This window comes from Acinetobacter sp. G11, from assembly GCF_049808495.1.
Classification (GTDB): Bacteria; Pseudomonadota; Gammaproteobacteria; order Pseudomonadales; family Moraxellaceae; genus Acinetobacter; species Acinetobacter kookii.
On sequence record NZ_JBNCAT010000003.1, the window covers coordinates 102425 to 119576 of the forward strand.

Annotated in this window: 11 protein-coding genes, 4 tRNA genes and 1 pseudogene; 8 read left to right on the forward strand and 8 right to left on the reverse strand. The window is 44.1% G+C overall.

Going from position 1 to position 17152, the window contains the following annotated elements:
• Positions 1-94 precede the first annotated feature (94 nt).
• The 6 genes from ACPUEY_RS02230 to ACPUEY_RS02255 form a co-directional block, all read right to left on the reverse strand.
• Positions 95-170, reverse strand: a tRNA-Lys gene (locus ACPUEY_RS02230).
• 234 nt (positions 171-404) lie between these two features.
• Positions 405-480 (reverse strand) — tRNA-Lys (locus ACPUEY_RS02235).
• Positions 481-538: 58 nt separating this feature from the next.
• Positions 539-614: transfer RNA gene (locus ACPUEY_RS02240), tRNA-Lys, on the reverse strand.
• A 23-nt stretch (positions 615-637) separates the two neighbouring features.
• Positions 638-713 (reverse strand) — tRNA-Lys (locus ACPUEY_RS02245).
• Between the two features lie 193 nt (positions 714-906).
• Positions 907-2748, reverse strand: coding sequence for a long-chain-acyl-CoA synthetase (locus ACPUEY_RS02250; RefSeq protein WP_425121003.1), 1842 nt, complete (start codon positions 2746-2748; stop codon positions 907-909).
• Positions 2749-2943: 195 nt separating this feature from the next.
• Complete coding sequence (locus ACPUEY_RS02255; protein ID WP_425121004.1) at positions 2944-6291, reverse strand: Rne/Rng family ribonuclease; 3348 nt, start codon at positions 6289-6291, stop codon at positions 2944-2946.
• Between the two features lie 398 nt (positions 6292-6689).
• On the opposite strand from ACPUEY_RS02255, the pseudogene ACPUEY_RS02260 reads away from it, so the two are divergent.
• The 8 genes and pseudogenes from ACPUEY_RS02260 to ACPUEY_RS02295 all read left to right on the forward strand — a co-directional run bounded on the left by ACPUEY_RS02260 (position 6690) and on the right by ACPUEY_RS02295 (position 15225).
• Positions 6690-6998 (forward strand): annotated as a pseudogene (locus ACPUEY_RS02260) (hypothetical protein).
• A gap of 54 nt (positions 6999-7052) precedes the next feature.
• On the forward strand, positions 7053-7991 hold the full coding sequence (locus tag ACPUEY_RS02265; protein ID WP_131272894.1) for an RluA family pseudouridine synthase: 939 nt from the start codon (positions 7053-7055) through the stop codon (positions 7989-7991).
• Between the two features lie 277 nt (positions 7992-8268).
• The gene (locus ACPUEY_RS02270; RefSeq protein ID WP_131272892.1) at positions 8269-8937 is read left to right on the forward strand and encodes an HAD-IA family hydrolase; all 669 of its coding nucleotides are present in this window, start codon (positions 8269-8271) and stop codon (positions 8935-8937) included.
• Positions 8938-9587: 650 nt separating this feature from the next.
• Positions 9588-10385, forward strand: a complete 798-nt coding sequence (locus tag ACPUEY_RS02275) for a 2-keto-4-pentenoate hydratase (RefSeq protein WP_131272890.1) — start codon at positions 9588-9590, stop codon at positions 10383-10385.
• A gap of 38 nt (positions 10386-10423) precedes the next feature.
• Positions 10424-11320, forward strand: coding sequence for an acetaldehyde dehydrogenase (acetylating) (locus tag ACPUEY_RS02280; RefSeq protein ID WP_425121005.1), 897 nt, complete (start codon positions 10424-10426; stop codon positions 11318-11320).
• An 11-nt stretch (positions 11321-11331) separates the two neighbouring features.
• A complete protein-coding gene (gene dmpG / locus ACPUEY_RS02285; protein ID WP_092819102.1) occupies positions 11332-12351 on the forward strand; it encodes a 4-hydroxy-2-oxovalerate aldolase in 1020 nt (339 codons plus the stop codon).
• Between the two features lie 430 nt (positions 12352-12781).
• Positions 12782-14071, forward strand: a complete 1290-nt coding sequence (locus tag ACPUEY_RS02290; RefSeq protein WP_425121006.1) for an OprD family outer membrane porin — start codon at positions 12782-12784, stop codon at positions 14069-14071.
• A 296-nt stretch (positions 14072-14367) separates the two neighbouring features.
• Complete coding sequence (locus tag ACPUEY_RS02295) at positions 14368-15225, forward strand: alpha/beta fold hydrolase (RefSeq protein ID WP_425121007.1); 858 nt, start codon at positions 14368-14370, stop codon at positions 15223-15225.
• 55 nt (positions 15226-15280) lie between these two features.
• Here the strand turns inward: ACPUEY_RS02295 and ACPUEY_RS02300 are convergent, their stop codons facing one another.
• A complete protein-coding gene (locus ACPUEY_RS02300) occupies positions 15281-15952 on the reverse strand; it encodes a DUF1345 domain-containing protein (RefSeq protein ID WP_425121008.1) in 672 nt (223 codons plus the stop codon).
• 279 nt (positions 15953-16231) lie between these two features.
• On the reverse strand, positions 16232-17131 hold the full coding sequence (gene hcaR / locus ACPUEY_RS02305; RefSeq protein WP_131272885.1) for a DNA-binding transcriptional regulator HcaR: 900 nt from the start codon (positions 17129-17131) through the stop codon (positions 16232-16234).
• Positions 17132-17152 lie beyond the last annotated feature (21 nt).

Genomic DNA, 17152 nt, shown 5'->3' on the forward strand with positions numbered 1-17152 from the left:
TGGTTTGATTGAGCCAGACGGATAAAAAATTTTTTAAAAGTGCAGTATTTTTTTTATATTGACGTGTAGAAATAAGATGAATAATAAAGAAATCTGGTGGGTTGTGAGGGGCTCGAACCCTCGACCAATAGATTAAGAGTCTACTGCTCTACCAACTGAGCTAACAACCCTGAGTAAGGATTAGTGAACCTAAAGCATCACTTTAAGGGTTCACCCGAGGCAAGAAAAAATCGAAGATTTTTTAAGAATGCATTCAAGCATTGTGTTTTGCAGCATCGGTGTAGCAAAATTTCGAGAATGGCGAATCAACCGAAACGGTGTGGTTTGTCTTGGTCGGAATATTGCAGGTTTCGTTTCTATTGTAGTACGGAAAGTGTAGTACAGAAAGAAGCCCTAAGAAAGAATGGTGGGTCGTCCGCGATTCGAACGCGGGACCAACGGATTAAAAGTCCGCTGCTCTACCAGCTGAGCTAACGACCCATTCAGAAAGAGTGCTTTAAAAGCTAAAAAAGCTTCGTGTCAGAAGCCTTCAAAAAGATGGTGGGTCGTCCGCGATTCGAACGCGGGACCAACGGATTAAAAGTCCGCTGCTCTACCAGCTGAGCTAACGACCCATCTCTAGATCAATCAAAATAAGTGGTGGGTCGTCCGCGATTCGAACGCGGGACCAACGGATTAAAAGTCCGCTGCTCTACCAGCTGAGCTAACGACCCTGAACCAACATTCAGCGCTTGTCTGAATGTGCAGTGCAAGAAAATAAAAGCTTTCTAAACACCACTTTGTTTTGATGGAGCGTATTGTAGCAAGTTATCAAACGAGCGCAAGTAAAAATTAGCAAACTTGTTGATGTTTGATTATAAATACAACAAATTTGCTTAATCTCGTAAAAAAACAACGGCTCTGCAATTAAAAACGGTATTGATAGGCTTGAATATTGTTGAATATCTCCGCAGTTAAATCACAATATTCTGTTGCATTTGGCAGGAGTACCAGCAAACGCTCATCGGTCTTGTCGGGATCAAAAGCCTGCTCTTTCAGTTTGTTCTTTTGATATTTAAATGTGCCTGTGGTTTCGACTTGTGCCTGAACACGTAAAAATACCGGAACTGCATAAGCCGGCAAACATTTTTTAAACTCGCTTGCCATCTGCTTCAAGTCTTGGGCGGTTAATTCTACACCTTCATTCAGGGTAATGGCTGCCATGCCGGCACGTCCATTGGTATGGGGGATTTCCACCCCGTAAACCACGGCTTCAGCAATTTTTTCATATTCACTGACCACATTTTCAACTTCTGTGGTAGACACATTTTCGCCTTTCCAGCGGAAAGTGTCGCCCAGACGGTCTACAAACTGGGCATGACGGAAACCGATATCGCGTACCAGATCACCGGTATTAAAGAATGCATCTCCATGTTTAAAAACATCTTTCATAATCACGGATTTGTTTTTTTCCGGATCGGTATAGCCGTCAAAAGGTGAACGGCGGGTAATTTTGCCCACCAGTAAGCCGACTTCACCTTTTTTGACTTTTTTACACCAGCCTTTGGCATCTCTCACCGGCTGATTGCTTTCTTTATCAAATTCAATAATCGCATAAGGGGTTGGAGAGAAGCCGACCGTGTTGTCAAAGTTAAACACGTTACTAAAACCCACATTGCCTTCACTGGATGCATACAGCTCAAGTACCTCTTCAATCCCGAAGCGTTCCTTGAATTTGTCCCAGATATTCGGGCGCATGCCGTTGCCGATCATTTTAGTGACACGGTGACCTTTTTCCAGTTCAGACGGGGGAGCATCCATTAAATAGCGGCAGAGTTCACCGACATAACCAATGGCTGAAGCATCAAATTTTTTGACATCTTTCCAGAAAGCAGAGGTCGAGTATTTGCGGCGCAATGCAAAAGTTGCACTGCTTGCAATCACGCCACACCAGCACACCACAATGCCGGTGGCATGATACAGCGGCAGGGTGCAATACATGACATCATCAGGTTTTAAATCCAGCACGTGACCATAGGTGCCATAAGCCAAAGTCCAGCGACTATGGGTGAAAATGACCGCTTTAGGCAGGCCGGTCGTGCCTGAGGTGTAGATGTAGAATAGACCATCTTTACCTTGAATGGTGTGTGTGGTCGGGGTATTGAATTTCGGAAATTGATCCGCTTTTTCTGCAAGGTTGATCCAGCCTTGCGGTGCTGTGCCGGCATCCACCTGCGTGGCCTGATCGGCGAACCAGTGAAAACGGTCTGCTGCCAGTTCCAGATCCTGGCGAACCTCTTCTACAGCTGCACGGCATTCTTCACCGGTAATCACGGCAATTGGCTTGACCAGATTAATGCTATGGGTCAGGGCCTTGCCACTTTGTGAGGTATTGACCAAAGCAGAGGTAACGCCAATTTTTGCCAGGGCGATAACGGTAGCAATCAGCTCTGGACGGTTTTCTACCATCACCGCAATCACGTCGCCTTTTTGGGCACCGAGCGATAAATAAAAGTGTCCAATCTGGTTGGCCCATTCATTCAGTGCTTCGTAACTGAATTTCTGATCTTCAAATAATAAAGCCGTGCCGTGCGGATTGTGTCTTACCGCTTTTTCAAAGGCAATTCCCAAGCCTGCTGGAGTATTGGATGTACGCAAATAGGCCTGTTTGAGACCACTCAATAAATGAGGGACTTTGCTGATAAATTTAGGTATTTTGGCTGCAACATCCGCAATACCGATAAGATCGCTCGGTGTAGTGTGGTTCATATGAATCCTATTATTTTTCGTAATCCAATACAGTCTATTTGTTCGCAATATGCTTGCTATGATTTGTACACTTGTCTTTTAATCGTTTCAGTCTAGTGCAATCAACCTAATCTGACAAAAGTATCAAAAAAAACCCAGTCACCGGAATGACTAGGTTTTTTTATTTCATTGCACGAGAGCTAATTTTAGAACAAATTATGACTCATTTGCAGAGGTTGCTTTCTTTGGTGGACGGCCGCGAGGACGACGAGGACGGACAGGTTTATCCGTTTCTTCACCTTCGGTTTTTTCAGCTTCTGCTGTAGCCTCGGCCGGAGTTTGTACATCCTGCTGAACAGCTTCTACCGCCAATTCAGCTTGTACCGGTTCTGCGGCCTGTTCAGTTTCCACTGGCGCTGCTACCGTTTCTGCAACAGGTTCAGCCACTGCTTCAGTTGCTACTGGTTCAACGACTGCTTGAGTTACTTCGGCTTCGGCCACTTCGGCTGTCGGCGTTTCTGCTTCTGTTACAGCAACAGTTTCGGCCGGAGCAGTTTCAGGTTGGTTATGCGCCTGCTTTGCTTGCTCTAAAGCCTGTTCTGCAGCCTGTTTTGCCAAACGGCGACGTTCACGTGGATCATTTGCCACGCGTTTGTCCGACACCGGTTTTGGCGGCGTCAAGTCAAGCACGGGTGCAGGTTCTGCTTCAGGGGCGGCTTTGGTGACTGCTACATCACGTGTTACCGGTTGTGCTGGTATTTCAGCTTCGGTTGCCTGAACAGAAAGCGTTGCAGCATACTGCTCGGTAAATTTAACCAAGGCACGGTTGAATGTTGGAATTAAACCGAACTGTTCAATCAGCACGGAACAATCTTCACCATAAACATGGCGAATGAGACTGATCACGGTGTATTGACCCAAAGTTGGAACCTGAGAAGGGCTTAACTTCGGTGCCTGAGCCTGTTTTGCCTGAGCTTCACGTTTTTGGCGACGACGCATACGAGGGTCGTTGCTGGCACGCTTGTCTGCAGAACGTGGCTTGTGTGGCTCATGAGTTTCAGTTGCAGCAGGTTTTTCTTCCTTCGCGACCACTGGCTTCTCGATGACTGGCGCTTGCGCTTCAGCTGCTACCGGAGTTGCTGGAGGAATAGATGCTTCAATCACAGCAGGTGCTGAATCTAACGCAACAATTTCACTTTTCGCCTGATCGACATTAACCACCAATGCAGTTGCAAGAACTTCCTGACGAGGTGTATCAATCACTTCGACTTTAGGTTGCTGTTCATTCACAATTGCAGCCGGTGCAGCCGGTGCAGCTGATTGCGCTGCCTGTTCGTTCAATACGCTTTGATCGCGGTGGCGATTTGGGCGTTCCGGACGTTGCTGGTTGCGACGGTCACGGCGTGGCACAGCATTTTGTTCGGTTTGCTGATCAGCCTGTTGACGACGAGAAGGGCGCTTGTTTTCACGTGAATCCTGGCGCTGTTCTTGGCGTTGCTCATGACGGGGAACCTGAACAATTTCTTCATGCACCTGATTTTGCTGATTGTCATGCTGAACTTGTTCGCGTTGCTCTTTAGGCTTGTTACGCTTTTTATTGTGACGCTGCGATTTTTCTTCTTTGTCAGAATATTTATCTGCAACTTCACGAGGTTCCTGCTTGTTGCTTGCAGGAGCATTTGGCGTTAAGTAAGCATTACTGCTTGTTGTCGCAGCAGGTGCAGGTGCAGCAGCTGTTACCACCTGACCGAATTGACCACGGCTTACGGCGCCAGCATTGACCATTTGTTCAATAGCCGCAGCAGCGTTGTTTGCAGTACGCGCCTGATCTACAGTTGCGGCCTGTTTTTGTACAAACAGGTTTTCTAACCAGGCACATGGACTGGTCGACGGTGCAGCAGGGGCAGCGGCTTGAGTTTGTGGTTGAACAGCATGTTGCTGCTGTTTTTTCTTGTTGTTGCGCTCTGGCTGGCTTGAAGCTTGTGGAGCAGCTTGCTGGGCTGGTTGCTCTTCACCTAAATGCCATTCAGACGCTTCATAACCTAACTCTTTTTCACTTGAACGGGTGGCTTCGGTACGTTCATAGCTGGTTGGGGCAAAACCTTCAGGGTTATACGAAATTTCGTAATGTGGTGTTTCCAGGTGCGGGTGAGGCAATACGGTTACACGGACATTTGACGTTTGTTCTAAGTAAACCAGGCTGTGACGCTTTTCATTCAATAAGAATGCTGCAATTTCAACCGGAACTTCAACCTGAACTTCACCGTGACGTTCACGCAGTGCAATTTCTTCCACTTTACGCATGATTGAAAGTGATAAAGAGCGCAAGTCACGTACCATACCGGTACCATGACAGCGTGGGCAAACGTAACCTGTTGCTTCTTCCAGCGATGGACGCAAGCGTTGACGGCTCATTTCCATCAAGCCAAAACGGGACAATTGACCAAACTGGATGCGGGCACGGTCGCTTTGGGTGGCTTCACGCAGTTTGGCTTCCACCATGCGCTGGTTGCGGTCTTTGGTCATGTCGATAAAATCGATCACCACCAGGCCACCGATATCGCGTAAACGCAGTTGACGTGCGATTTCTTCTGCTGCTTCCAGGTTGGTGTTTAAAGCAGTGTCTTCAACGTCATGACCACGGGTCGATTTAGCCGAGTTAATGTCGATTGAAACCAAAGCTTCAGTCTGGTCAATCACGATTGAACCGCCAGAAGGAAGTTTTACTTCACGTTCATAAGCCGTTTGAATCTGGCTTTCAATACCGAAGTGAGCAAATAAAGGCTCATTTAAAGTATAGGTTTTTAACTTGTCGATTTGACGTGGCATGACTGCTTTCACGAAGTTATAGGCTTCGTTATAGGCTTGTTCCGAGTCAATCAGGATTTCTGCAACATCATCACGTAAATAGTCACGAATTGCGCGAGTCACTACACCGGCTTCTTGATGGACCAGCATTGGGGACGGACCTGAACTTGCCGTATTCTGGATTTGCGCCCAAAGATCCATCAAGTGCTGTAAATCAAGTTGCAGTTCTTCTTGCGAGCGGCCAATACCTGCGGTACGCACAATCACGCTCATGCCACGCGGAATATTCAGTGAAGCCAACATTTCTTTCAGTTCTTCACGCACTGAACCGGAAATCTGACGGCTGATACCGCCACCTTTCGGGTTGTTTGGCATAAGCACCAAATAACGGCCGGCAAGCGAAATGAAGGTAGAAAGGGCAGCACCTTTATTGCCACGCTCTTCTTTTTCCACCTGTACTAAAAGTTCGGTACCTTCAGTGATCAATTCACGGATATTTGAAGTTTGGCGAGGATCTGCCTTGTAATACGAGTTTGCGATTTCACGCATGGACAGGAAGCCTTGACGGCCTGCACCATACTCTACAAAAACAGCTTCTAAAGAAGGTTCAACGCGAGTCACGTGACCTTTATAGATATTGGATTTTTTTTGTTCACGGGTACGATTTTCTAGATCGAAATCGTAAAGACGCTGACCAGTGACAAGTGCAACGCGAATCTCTTCGGCATGTGTTGCATTAATCAACATACGTTTCATGGGTGTAACACCTAATAGTGATACACAGCAGGACATCGCTATACACGTAGCGAACATCATACATTACGGATCAACACCCAGATCTCAAAATGACGCAATTGTGGTCTGAGCTTTTTTACCGGCCTTTTTTTGGGCTTCGGTTTTTGATTCACGTATTGAAGATGGCAATACGGCTTCAATCTTATAAACGATTAAAGTCACCTGGACGATTCACTGGCGGACAAACGGTGCATTGGATGTGAGTAACTTTCACTGTCACGTAGCTTGAAGATCGTCCCTTCATTAATTCATGATCGGGCGTCTTGATACGGAATTATCATCGTATCTTTGCTTTATGTGCAGATCCAATGCATCAACGTTGTAGCCTGAATGCGACTTCAGGGTGCGACTAATCTGATGTGTATCAGTTTACGTTTAAAAACCAACTAGGTTGGCGACATATTTTTTAGGGCAAACTGATTTATGTACGAAGTACAATTAAACGCAACAGTTTGCTTTTTTGCCGATATAATAAGCCTTCGGCGTCGGCATATTCTTTAGGGACCTTTCCGTATTTAATGTGAATGGTGAAATTTAATATTGAGCTTCAAAAAAAGATTGAAGTAATTAAATTTTTTCACACTAACGGCGGTATCCGTGCGCTGACTATATCAAACCTTGCATCATCTGCCTATGGGCTAAGCTTATCTTTCTTGTGTAAAGCATAGCCTAAGTGATCAGTTTTTAATCAATTTTAGTATTTTTTGGGTCATCGTAACTGTATGAATTCTACGCAAGAATGGCAAAGTGTCACCTGGTTTGAAGTGGACGAACATCAATTGGGTCAACGCATCGACAATTTTTTATTTTCCAGACTGAAAGGTGTGCCTAAAAGTCGGATTTATCGTTTAATCCGTGAAGGACAGGTGCGGGTCAATAAAAAGCGCATCAAGGCAGAAACCAAACTGAATATTGGCGACCAGATTCGCGTTGCACCGATTCGTTTTGAAGCGAAAGATGAAACGGCGGCACCGGTCTCAGACAAGGTGGCACAAAGCCTGCTCAGCCGTGTGGTGTATGAAGATGAAGGGCTGATGGTGGTGAACAAGCCTTCAGGAATTGCGGTGCATGGCGGTAGCGGTGTGGCTTATGGGCTGATTGAAGGCTTGCGTGCGGCTACCGGCAAAAAATATCTGGAGCTGATTCACCGTATTGACCGCGACACGTCCGGTCTGGTGATGATCAGTAAAAAGCGCAGCACTTTAAAAACACTGCAGGATATGCTGCGTGAACACAAAATCAAAAAAACCTATGCCGCGATTGTTAAAGGGCAGGTGAGCCTGGATCAACAGCTGATTGATGCACCTTTGCACCGTTATGAACTGGCCAATGGCGAACGCCGGGTTCGTGTGTCTAAAGAAGGCAAGGACAGTAAAACCCAATGGAATGTGGCTGAGCGTTTCATGCATGGCACATTGGTGTATGCTTCACCGCTGTCTGGCCGTACCCATCAGATTCGTGTGCATGGCTTAAGTATTGGTCATCCTTTAATTGGTGATGATAAATACGGTCATCAAACGGAATACAAAGGTCCAAATCCACGTCGTCTGTGCCTGCATGCCATGCGTCTGGAAATTCCGGGCTATCCCGTGATTGAAGCGCCATTGCCGGAAGATATGCAGAGTCTGGTGGCGCAACTTAGAGCACAGAAGAAGGATTGATAAAAATCCATCTTAACCCTCCTTTATTAAACCACTACAGAATTTCAGTTCTTTAGAAAAAAGAAGCTAAGAGGGATGACCTCTCCCTAACCCTCTCCTTTAAAAAGGAGAGGGGACATCACGTAAAATATTCTGTCATTAACTCAGACTTCGTGTAGTCAGTATTTTGATTTAGTAAAAAATGAATGACTAAGCAAAAGGGTTTCCCTCTCCTTGTAGGAGAGGGCTAGGGAAAGGTGAACAATTAAATACTGAATCAAATACTAGGAAAGCATTTATGAACACACCTGTAAAACTGGTCATTTTCGATTGGGATGGCACTTTATTTGATTCGGTCGGTCAAATCGTGGCGAGTTTGCAGTTCGCAGCACAACAATTCCAGCAACCCTTAACCGATGAAGATGCCAAAAGTATTATCGGGTTAGGTTTACCGGAAGTCGCACAGCGTTTATTTCCGGCAGTGCCTGAATTGCATGCCGATATTTTACAGTCTTATTCAGAGCACTACGTTGCCAACTCAACGGGTGATCAATGGTTTGCTGGTGTTGCCGACATGCTGGAAGCATTGGCTCAAGCGGATGTAAAACTGGCAGTCGCTACAGGCAAAAGCCGTAAAGGTCTGGATCGTGTCTTGAAGCAGACACAAAGCATGGAGCTGTTTGCCGCGACACGTGCGGCCAGTGAAACCCGATCTAAACCCCATCCTTTAATGCTGGAAGAAATTTTGACCCAAACGGGTGTCCAGGCTGAACATGCGATTATGGTTGGTGATACTTCCTATGATCTGGAAATGGCACAAAATATTGCCATGCCGCGTATAGGAGTAAGTTATGGCGTGCATACGCCTGAAGTCCTTGCCCGCTATCATCCGCTGGCCATTGCAGAGGATGTCGCAGATTTGCATCAGCTTTTATTAAACCAGGTGAATTTAAAACAGGCGGTTTGAGCTCAGTGTAATCGGTTAAAAGGAGGATTTAGATTCTCCTTTTTATTCTTATTTCATTTCATCTAATGCGAATAGTCCCTTAAAAAATGAAGGCTCATGATGTTCCGTTGCCAGGTGGACAGGTTTATCTTGATATTCAAATGGGTCGTGAGGGAATAGAAAAAGGCAGTGTAAAAAAGTTTTTGGCAGTAAATAAACTAAAGCTGATGCTGATCAATCACTAGAATTTAAAATATTAATCTTTAATAAATTTTATTTATATCTGCCCGCTCGAATAAATGAGCTGTATTAAAAATGGGCAAAGTATCTAGTCTTTTAGTCGTAGATGGATGGCTCTTTTAGAAATCTGGCAATCTGAGCCGAAGCTTGGATGAGAAAGCGGTTTTTATATTTAGTTCATATGACTGTTTTTTTAAAATAAAACCAAGTCAATTTATAGGAATTAGCTATTGTCATAAATAAAATAAGTATTGGCATAAAAAGCGCAATTTTCCGATTCTAAAACCGTTTATACATATACGCGTTTGCCAAGATGGGCAGCACCCATTTGCTGATGGCTTTGATCAGTTCACAGATTTTTTTTCTCGTTGTTCATCGCATTTCCATCGATAACGGTATAAGTCCAATTTTTGCAGTTTAAGGAAACATTGATGTCGAATTCTGCTGTTGTTGAATCAGTTGCGCAAGCATTACGTGACGCTGAATTATCAAAAACTGCGATTGCACCGATTCGCCCGCAACTTGGCGGTGAAAGTGCTGATGTGGATATCGCATACGCAGTTCAGGAAGTAAATACCAAACGTGCAGAGGCTGAAGGCCGCCGTTTAACCGGTCGTAAAATCGGTTTAACCTCTAAAGTTGTGCAAGCACAGCTGGGTGTAGACCAGCCGGACTTCGGTATGTTGTTTGCTGACATGGCTTATGGCGATGGCGAAGCGATTCCAGCCGGCCTGTTGATTCAACCTAAAGTTGAAGCAGAAATCGCGTTAATCATCAACAAAGATTTAACCCAAGAAAAACACACTTATGCAGACATTATCAGTGCAACTGAATATGCACTGCCAGCTGTAGAAGTTGTGGATAGCCGTATCGAAAACTGGAAAATCAGTTTAATTGATACTGTGGCAGATAACGCATCTTCTGCGGCTTATGTTCTTGGTTCACGTCCTGTGAAACTGGAAAATTTAGACCTCGTTAACTGCAAAATGATCATGAAACGCGGCGAAGAAATCGTGTCTCAAGGTGTGGGTAAAGCATGTCTGGCTAACCCGTTAAACGCAGCGGTTTGGCTGGCAGATGAAATGGTACGCCGTGGCCGTCCTTTACTTGCAGGCGACATCATCCTGACGGGTGCATTAGGTCCTATGGTTGTCGCTAACCCGGGTGATGAATTCGTGGTTGAAATTGAAGGTTTTGGTTCTGTAACTGCTGCATTCGCTGCTGAATAAGTCCAGATTTTAAGAGCGTTTTTTAAGAGAAATTGTTCATGAAAAAGATTAAATGTGCATTGATCGGTCCAGGTAACATTGGTACTGACTTGCTGTATAAATTACAACGCAGCGAATTTTTAGAGCCAGTATGGATGGTGGGTATTGACCCTACTTCTGAAGGTTTGGCACGTGCTGCGAAAATGGGTTTAAAAACCACTGCTGACGGTGTAGACGGTTTACTTCCTCACGTTCTGGAAGACGACATCAAAATTGCATTCGATGCAACTTCTGCCTACGTTCACGCTGAAAACAGCCGCAAGTTGAATGAACTTGGCGTGTTGATGATTGACTTGACGCCTGCTGCGATCGGTCCATTCTGTGTACCACCAGTAAACCTGGAAGCTTTGTTAGACGCGGGCGAAGTACCAAACGTAAACATGGTAACTTGTGGTGGTCAGGCAACGATTCCTATGGTTGCAGCAATTTCACGTGTTCAACCGGTTGAATATGGTGAAATCATTGCTACTGTATCGACTAAATCTGTAGGTCCGGGTACACGTAAAAACATTGACGAATTCACCCGTACCACAGCAGGTGCGATTGAAAAAGTCGGTGGTGCTAAAGCGGGTAAAGCGATCATCATCATTAACCCGGCTGAGCCACCACTGATGATGCGTGACACGGTTCACTGCCTGGTTGAAGGTGAGCCAGATCAGGCTGCAATCACAGAATCTGTGCATGCGATGATCAAGGAAGTTCAAAAATATGTACCAGGTTACAAACTGGTGAACGGTCCTGTATTTGACGGTAACCGTGTATCTATCTTCCTGGAAGTTGAAGGTCTGGGCGATTACCTGCCTAAATATGCCGGTAACCTCGACATTATGACTGCAGCAGCTGCGCGTACCGCAGAAATGTTTGCAGAACGTGTTTTAAGCGCAGTTGAAGCATAAGGAGCATCTTCATGTCTAAGATTATTATTAATGATATGACTTTACGTGATGGCATGCACCCAATGCGCCATCAAACTACACCTGAGCAAATGGTTGCGATTGCAACGGCTCTGGATGATGCAGGTGTACCTTTAATTGAAGTGACTCACGGTGACGGCTTAGGCGGTAACTCTGTGAACTACGGTTTTGCTGCGGCAACCGATGAAGAATATTTGAAGGCGGTGATTCCAAACCTGAAACAGGCTAAAGTGTCTGCACTTTTACTGCCAGGTATTGGTACCGTTGACCATTTGAAAATGGCGCATGATGTTGGTGTTGCAACTATTCGTGTTGCAACGCATTCAACTGAAGCTGACGTTTCTGAACAGCACATTACTGCTGCGCGTAAACTCGGTATGGACACTGTGGGCTTCTTGATGATGGCGCACATGGCTTCTCCAGAAAAACTGCTTGAAGAAGCACAAAAAATGGTGTCTTACGGTGCAAACTGTATCTATGTGACTGACTCTGCAGGCTATATGTTGCCTAAAGATGTAACGGATCGCGTGGGTATTTTACGTGCCAACCTGGGTTCAGACATCGAAATCGGTTTCCATGGTCACCATAACCTGGGCATGGGTGTAGCAAACTCGGTTGCAGCGGTTGAAGCGGGTGCAAAACGTGTCGATTTGGCCTCTGCTGGTCTGGGCGCGGGTGCGGGTAATACACCGCTTGAACTGTTTGTTGCGGTTGCCAACCGTATGCAGATGGAAACCGGTGTAGACCTGTTTAAGGTGCAAGACGTTGCGGAAGATCTGATCATTCCAATGATGACCCATCAGATTCGTGCCGACCGTGATGCAGCAACTTTAGGTTATGCTGGTGTTTACTCATCATTCCTGTTATTTGCTAAACGTGCCGAAGCGAAATATGGCGTGTCTGCACGTGAAATCCTGATGGAACTTGGTCGTCGTGGTACAGTCGGCGGTCAGGAAGACATGATTGAAGACTTGGCATTGACCATGTCTAAAGCAAAAGAAGCCAATGCTTAATTTATTTTAAGTCACAGCGAAAAAGAGCGTCCGAAAGGGCGCTTTTTTTATGGCTGGACCTTGATTTGACACTTGGCTTTATAGATAAAAAATATCATGAAATAGTTGTAATATATTAATATAATCAATTGCTTAAGTGAATTTTTGACTGGGTTAAACTTAAAAGCGATTAATCAGTTTTTTTTTGCGGTCAAAAAGCCTGAATTCTTTGAAAATAAACCTTGAAACAAAGGTTTAACAATAATGAAATGAAAGGAAGATAAAATGACTTATTGTTTAAAGTTCTTAACGTGATTTGAATCACTAAAATAAAAAAAAGCAGAAATAGCCATAAAGGCAATAAATCTTAATACTCTGGTCGGATTTCGTTTTTTGTGATTGTTTAGCATGATGGCGTCATAGCTTAATTTGATTACTAGGGAATTCAGCCATGCGTCGTCAAAACTTATGGATAGCAATGCTTGCTGCGACAGCAACTTTAGGAACAACTGCATCGAATGCAGATTTTGTTGACGACAGTAATGTCCAATTAAAATTTAAAAACTTTTATTTAGACCGTGAATATAACCATGATACAGCTGGAGTTTATAACCCAGGTTATGGCAACTGGACTCAAGCAGTCACTTTAGATGCCAAGTCGGGTTATCACGATATTGGTGCAGGCATTCAAGTCGGTGCTGATCTATTGGCACAATATGCGATTGGTCTAAAATCACGTGGTAATGTGAATGACATTCATATGCCATACAATGAAAATGAGAAGAAAACTGAACGTGATAATGCTAAGTTAGGTGCAACTTTAAAAGTTAAAGTTTCTGAAACTGAATTAAAAGTAGGTGACTTACAGCCAATGTCACCTGTGGTGTTCTTTGATCCATCGCGCCAATTATTAACCACTTATAGCGGTGCTTGGTTGGAATCTAAAGAGCTTAAAAATACGAAGCTGACCTTGGCTTATATTGATGGCATCAATGCACGTTATGACAATCAATATCAAGATTTGACCTTGTTCCCACAAAATGATTTTGCTAAAGCAAAAGCGGCGAATAAGTCTACTGATGATGGCATGTACATTGTTGGCGTAGATCATCAATTTACACCAAAATTGGGTGGTAGCTACTGGTATGCAGATGTCACCAACATCTATCAACAGCATTATGTTGCTGCGAACTACAAAACAACTTTGGCTGAAAAAACCAAACTAGATACCCATGTTCGCTATTTTGACAATAGTGAGTCTGGCGACAAACTATATGGCAAGATTGACAGCCAAGCCGTTTCTGCAGGTGCTAAAGTAAATCACGGTATGCACACTGTTCAGTTGGGTTATCAACAAATGTTTGGTGACTTTGGTGATGTCGCACTGTTCCCTACATTGGGCGGTTGGGTACCACAACCATTCCTAGACAACTGGTCTGTTGCAAGTTTCATTCGTAAAGATGAGCGTTCATGGAGTTTAGGTTATACCTATAATTTTGCTGAAGCAGGTGTTCCTGGTCTAACTGCGACAGTACGTCACTTCCGTGGTGACAATATTGATCTAGGTGCAGGTAAGAAGGAAGGCAAAGAAAACGAAAATAACGTGATCGTAAACTATGTTGTACCTGAAGGTAAGTTAAAAGGCTTAGGCTTCAACTACATGTTCATCGATACCAACTATAACTTCGGTAACGACCTTCAAGAACACCGTGTAGCAACAACTTATACTTATAAGTTCTAATTAAGCGGTGTCATAAAAAAAGCGGCTTTAAATCAGTCGCTTTTTTTTGCTGTGTAGAAAGCTATTTTTTTATTAAATGCCTTAATAAAAATAAGGGTTTTGTCTTTAATAAATTCTTTAAAAACAAATAGTTAAATTATCGTTTTTTTATAGTATTTGATCGTAAATTTGTATCAGTTTGACCGCTTTGAACAGGTAATATAAGGCGGTAAAAAAGTAAATTTCACCGAGTCAACTTGACGTTAAATTCTGAATCAAGATGGAAACGCAAGCTAAAGACTGTACGAGGAGTATGTATGAGCACTGTTCAAATCCCTGAATATACAACAGATCCATTCTTTGGCTTAGAAGACAAATGGATTGAAACTGCAGAAGGTGAGTTGACTCACTATCACGAAGTGGGTGAGGGTACACCTATCCTGTTCTTGCACGGTTCAGGTACTGGTGTATCTGCCGCGGCAAACTGGTGGTTAAACTTGCCACAAATTGGTGAACAGGCGCGTTGTATCGCTATCGACACTATTGGTTATGGTCAAACTGTAGTAGCGCCAGGTACAGCTTACGGTATCCGTGCTTGGGTGGACCATGCGGTGCGTACTTTAGATGCACTGGGCATTGAAAAAACCTGGTTGGTCGGTAACTCGCTCGGTGGCTGGTTGGCATTCCAGTTGGCTTTAGACTACCCTGAACGTGTACTTGGTATCGTATCTATGGGTACAGGCGGTGCAAAACAGACTGCTGCGCTGAAAGCACATGCCAACCCGGTATTGACTGAAGAAGGCATCAAGAAAACATTGTCGATGTTCGTGGTAAACAAAGACCTGATCACAGACGAGCTGGTAAAAGTACGTTTTGCTTCTGCTGCAAATGACTATGCATCGAACCGTTTGATGGACGTCGTGGGCGCACGTGACCGTGACCGTTTCGAATTCCCGTTAGACTTCGAAAAAATGAAAGACATCACTGTGCCTGTATTGTTGATTCATGGTACTCAAGACGTGGTAATTCCAGTTTCTCGTAGCTGGGATATCCTGAACATTGTACCAAATGCTGATGCACACATTTTCAGCCAATGTGGCCACTGGTCTCAAGTAGAAAAAGCTGAAGAGTTCAATACAGTAATTAAAAACTATTTGACTGCTCGCGGCGTTTAATTTCGCTGTCTAGCAAATCAAAAGGGTGACTTCGGTCATCCTTTTTTGTTGCTGCTCAAGGACTGATAAAGTTCGCTGCCACATTGATAGTGATGGCCAGAATGGTGGTATTAAATCCGTAGGCCAGTAGCAGGTGCAGGGTGTTTAGCACCCGCATTGAAGAGTGGGTAATGGAAACATCCGCCGTTTGTGCGGAAGTCCCGACGATGTAACTAAAATATAAAAAGTCGGGATAAGTGGGCTTGGGGGTTTTGGGAAAATCCAGCCCGCCTTCATTATTCCTGTCGAGTGCCAGATAAAAGTCATGCGCATAATGAATCGCAAAAATGGTATGCATCAGGAACCAGGCAGAGGTAATGGTCACCATGGATAAAACGATATGAGCGGTTTGAATGAGCGTGTTGCTCGGCAAATTATTCACTTCAATAATTAGCGCGATGAAGCAGATGATTAAGGTCAGCAGGACCAGAAAAAGAATCAGCCATTTACTGGCATCCTGTTCCTTGGCACGTTGCAGGATATGTGCATGGTCAATGTGCCAGAGTTTTTTCAGGGTAAAAAATAAATAAGCATAAATGACAATATTCCAGCTCATTAACAGGCAGGTTGACCAGCCCCATGAGGTCATCAACTGAAAAGCAGCATACAGCACTGCAATAAAGGGAAAGGTCAGAAAGAAATAAAGATGGTGCTGGATCCCGGTTTTTATACGGCGTAGCGGATGCATAATGATCTGCCCTTTATTGTTATTGTTGTTTTTTAACATTTTAAAAAAGTCGTGGGGAATTTATTAGACTTAAGTTGTAATTTGCGATGATGAAATTTCATTTATAAGGAATGAAGGAAACAAGTTGTACGTTATTCCCTATCAATTCAGCATTGCCGATAAGAAAAAAACGTAAGACTTAAGTCTAGTTCGGTCTAAAAATACACAAATTGTAATAAAAATAGCCACCATTATTTATTAGCAAAATAATGGTGGCTTTAATTCAGTGCAAAAGTTTTTTTAATTGCGGTTAATGTTTAGATAAAACACATGGGTCAGCAATTCAATAAATTTCTTCACTGCGACAGAGCTGCTGTTTTTATGGTAACTCACATACAGGTCGAGGTAAGGCAGTTCCACATCCAAGGGGCGAATCACGGTATTTTCCATGGTCAGTGGCGCAACATAGCCCGGCAGAATGGTGCAGCCCAAACCTATCCCTACAGAGTTGATGTTAAACAGGATGTTATCGGCTTTTTGCACAATATTGAATTCAATCCCATTGGCATGGGCAAAATCCATAATGGCATTATGCAACGTTAAGGACTGCTCAGCAGCAGGAATAATAAAATCTATACCATTCAATTCTTTAACAGGAATGCGTTCATACTTAGCCAAAGGGTGATCTTTCGGTAAAATAAAGATCAGCGGCTCGCGTAGCACGAATAAACTTTCAATTTCATCACTGTTAAAGTTGTGTCGGGTAAAGGTGATATCCAGTTCCCCTTTTTTCAGCAACTTCATTTGTTCATTATTGTTTAAGCTGAGCAAATCAATTTTTAAATCAGGGTTTTGCACGCGCAAGTTCGGCAGCACATAAGGGAAAATTTTCATTTCCGCCACCGGAACAAAGCCAATACGCAGCATTTGCTGTTTGGCTTGGGAAACCTGGCGTGCCATGGCAATAGCTTTATCTGCCTGTGCCAGGGTTAAGCGGGCCTGCTCGAGAAATACGGCACCTTCTTCAGTCAGCTCTACCTTGCGTTTGGTACGATAAAGCAGTTTTACCCCAACATCTTCTTCCAGATCTTTAATTTGCTGGCTTAAAGAAGGCTGAGCAGTATAAAGCTTTAATGCAGCCTTACTGAAGTTAAGTTCTTCTGCAACGGTGATAAAATAGCGTAGGTGTCGTAATTCCATATAACTCGTCCAAAAGAGTAA

Bases quoted from the DNA above. Each gene is read 5' to 3' on its own strand.
- ACPUEY_RS02265 (WP_131272894.1), top strand. From the start codon at position 7,053: ATGAATTCTACGCAAGAATGGCAAAGTGTCACCTGGTTTGAAGTGGAC.
- ACPUEY_RS02250 (WP_425121003.1), bottom strand. From the start codon at position 2,748: ATGAACCACACTACACCGAGCGATCTTATCGGTATTGCGGATGTTGCA.
- ACPUEY_RS02300 (WP_425121008.1), bottom strand. From the start codon at position 15,952: ATGCATCCGCTACGCCGTATAAAAACCGGGATCCAGCACCATCTTTAT.
- ACPUEY_RS02270 (WP_131272892.1), top strand. From the start codon at position 8,269: ATGAACACACCTGTAAAACTGGTCATTTTCGATTGGGATGGCACTTTA.
- ACPUEY_RS02290 (WP_425121006.1), top strand. From the start codon at position 12,782: ATGCGTCGTCAAAACTTATGGATAGCAATGCTTGCTGCGACAGCAACT.
- ACPUEY_RS02275 (WP_131272890.1), top strand. From the start codon at position 9,588: ATGTCGAATTCTGCTGTTGTTGAATCAGTTGCGCAAGCATTACGTGAC.
- ACPUEY_RS02295 (WP_425121007.1), top strand. From the start codon at position 14,368: ATGAGCACTGTTCAAATCCCTGAATATACAACAGATCCATTCTTTGGC.
- ACPUEY_RS02280 (WP_425121005.1), top strand. From the start codon at position 10,424: ATGAAAAAGATTAAATGTGCATTGATCGGTCCAGGTAACATTGGTACT.
- hcaR (WP_131272885.1), bottom strand. From the start codon at position 17,131: ATGGAATTACGACACCTACGCTATTTTATCACCGTTGCAGAAGAACTT.
- ACPUEY_RS02255 (WP_425121004.1), bottom strand. From the start codon at position 6,291: ATGAAACGTATGTTGATTAATGCAACACATGCCGAAGAGATTCGCGTT.
- dmpG (WP_092819102.1), top strand. From the start codon at position 11,332: ATGTCTAAGATTATTATTAATGATATGACTTTACGTGATGGCATGCAC.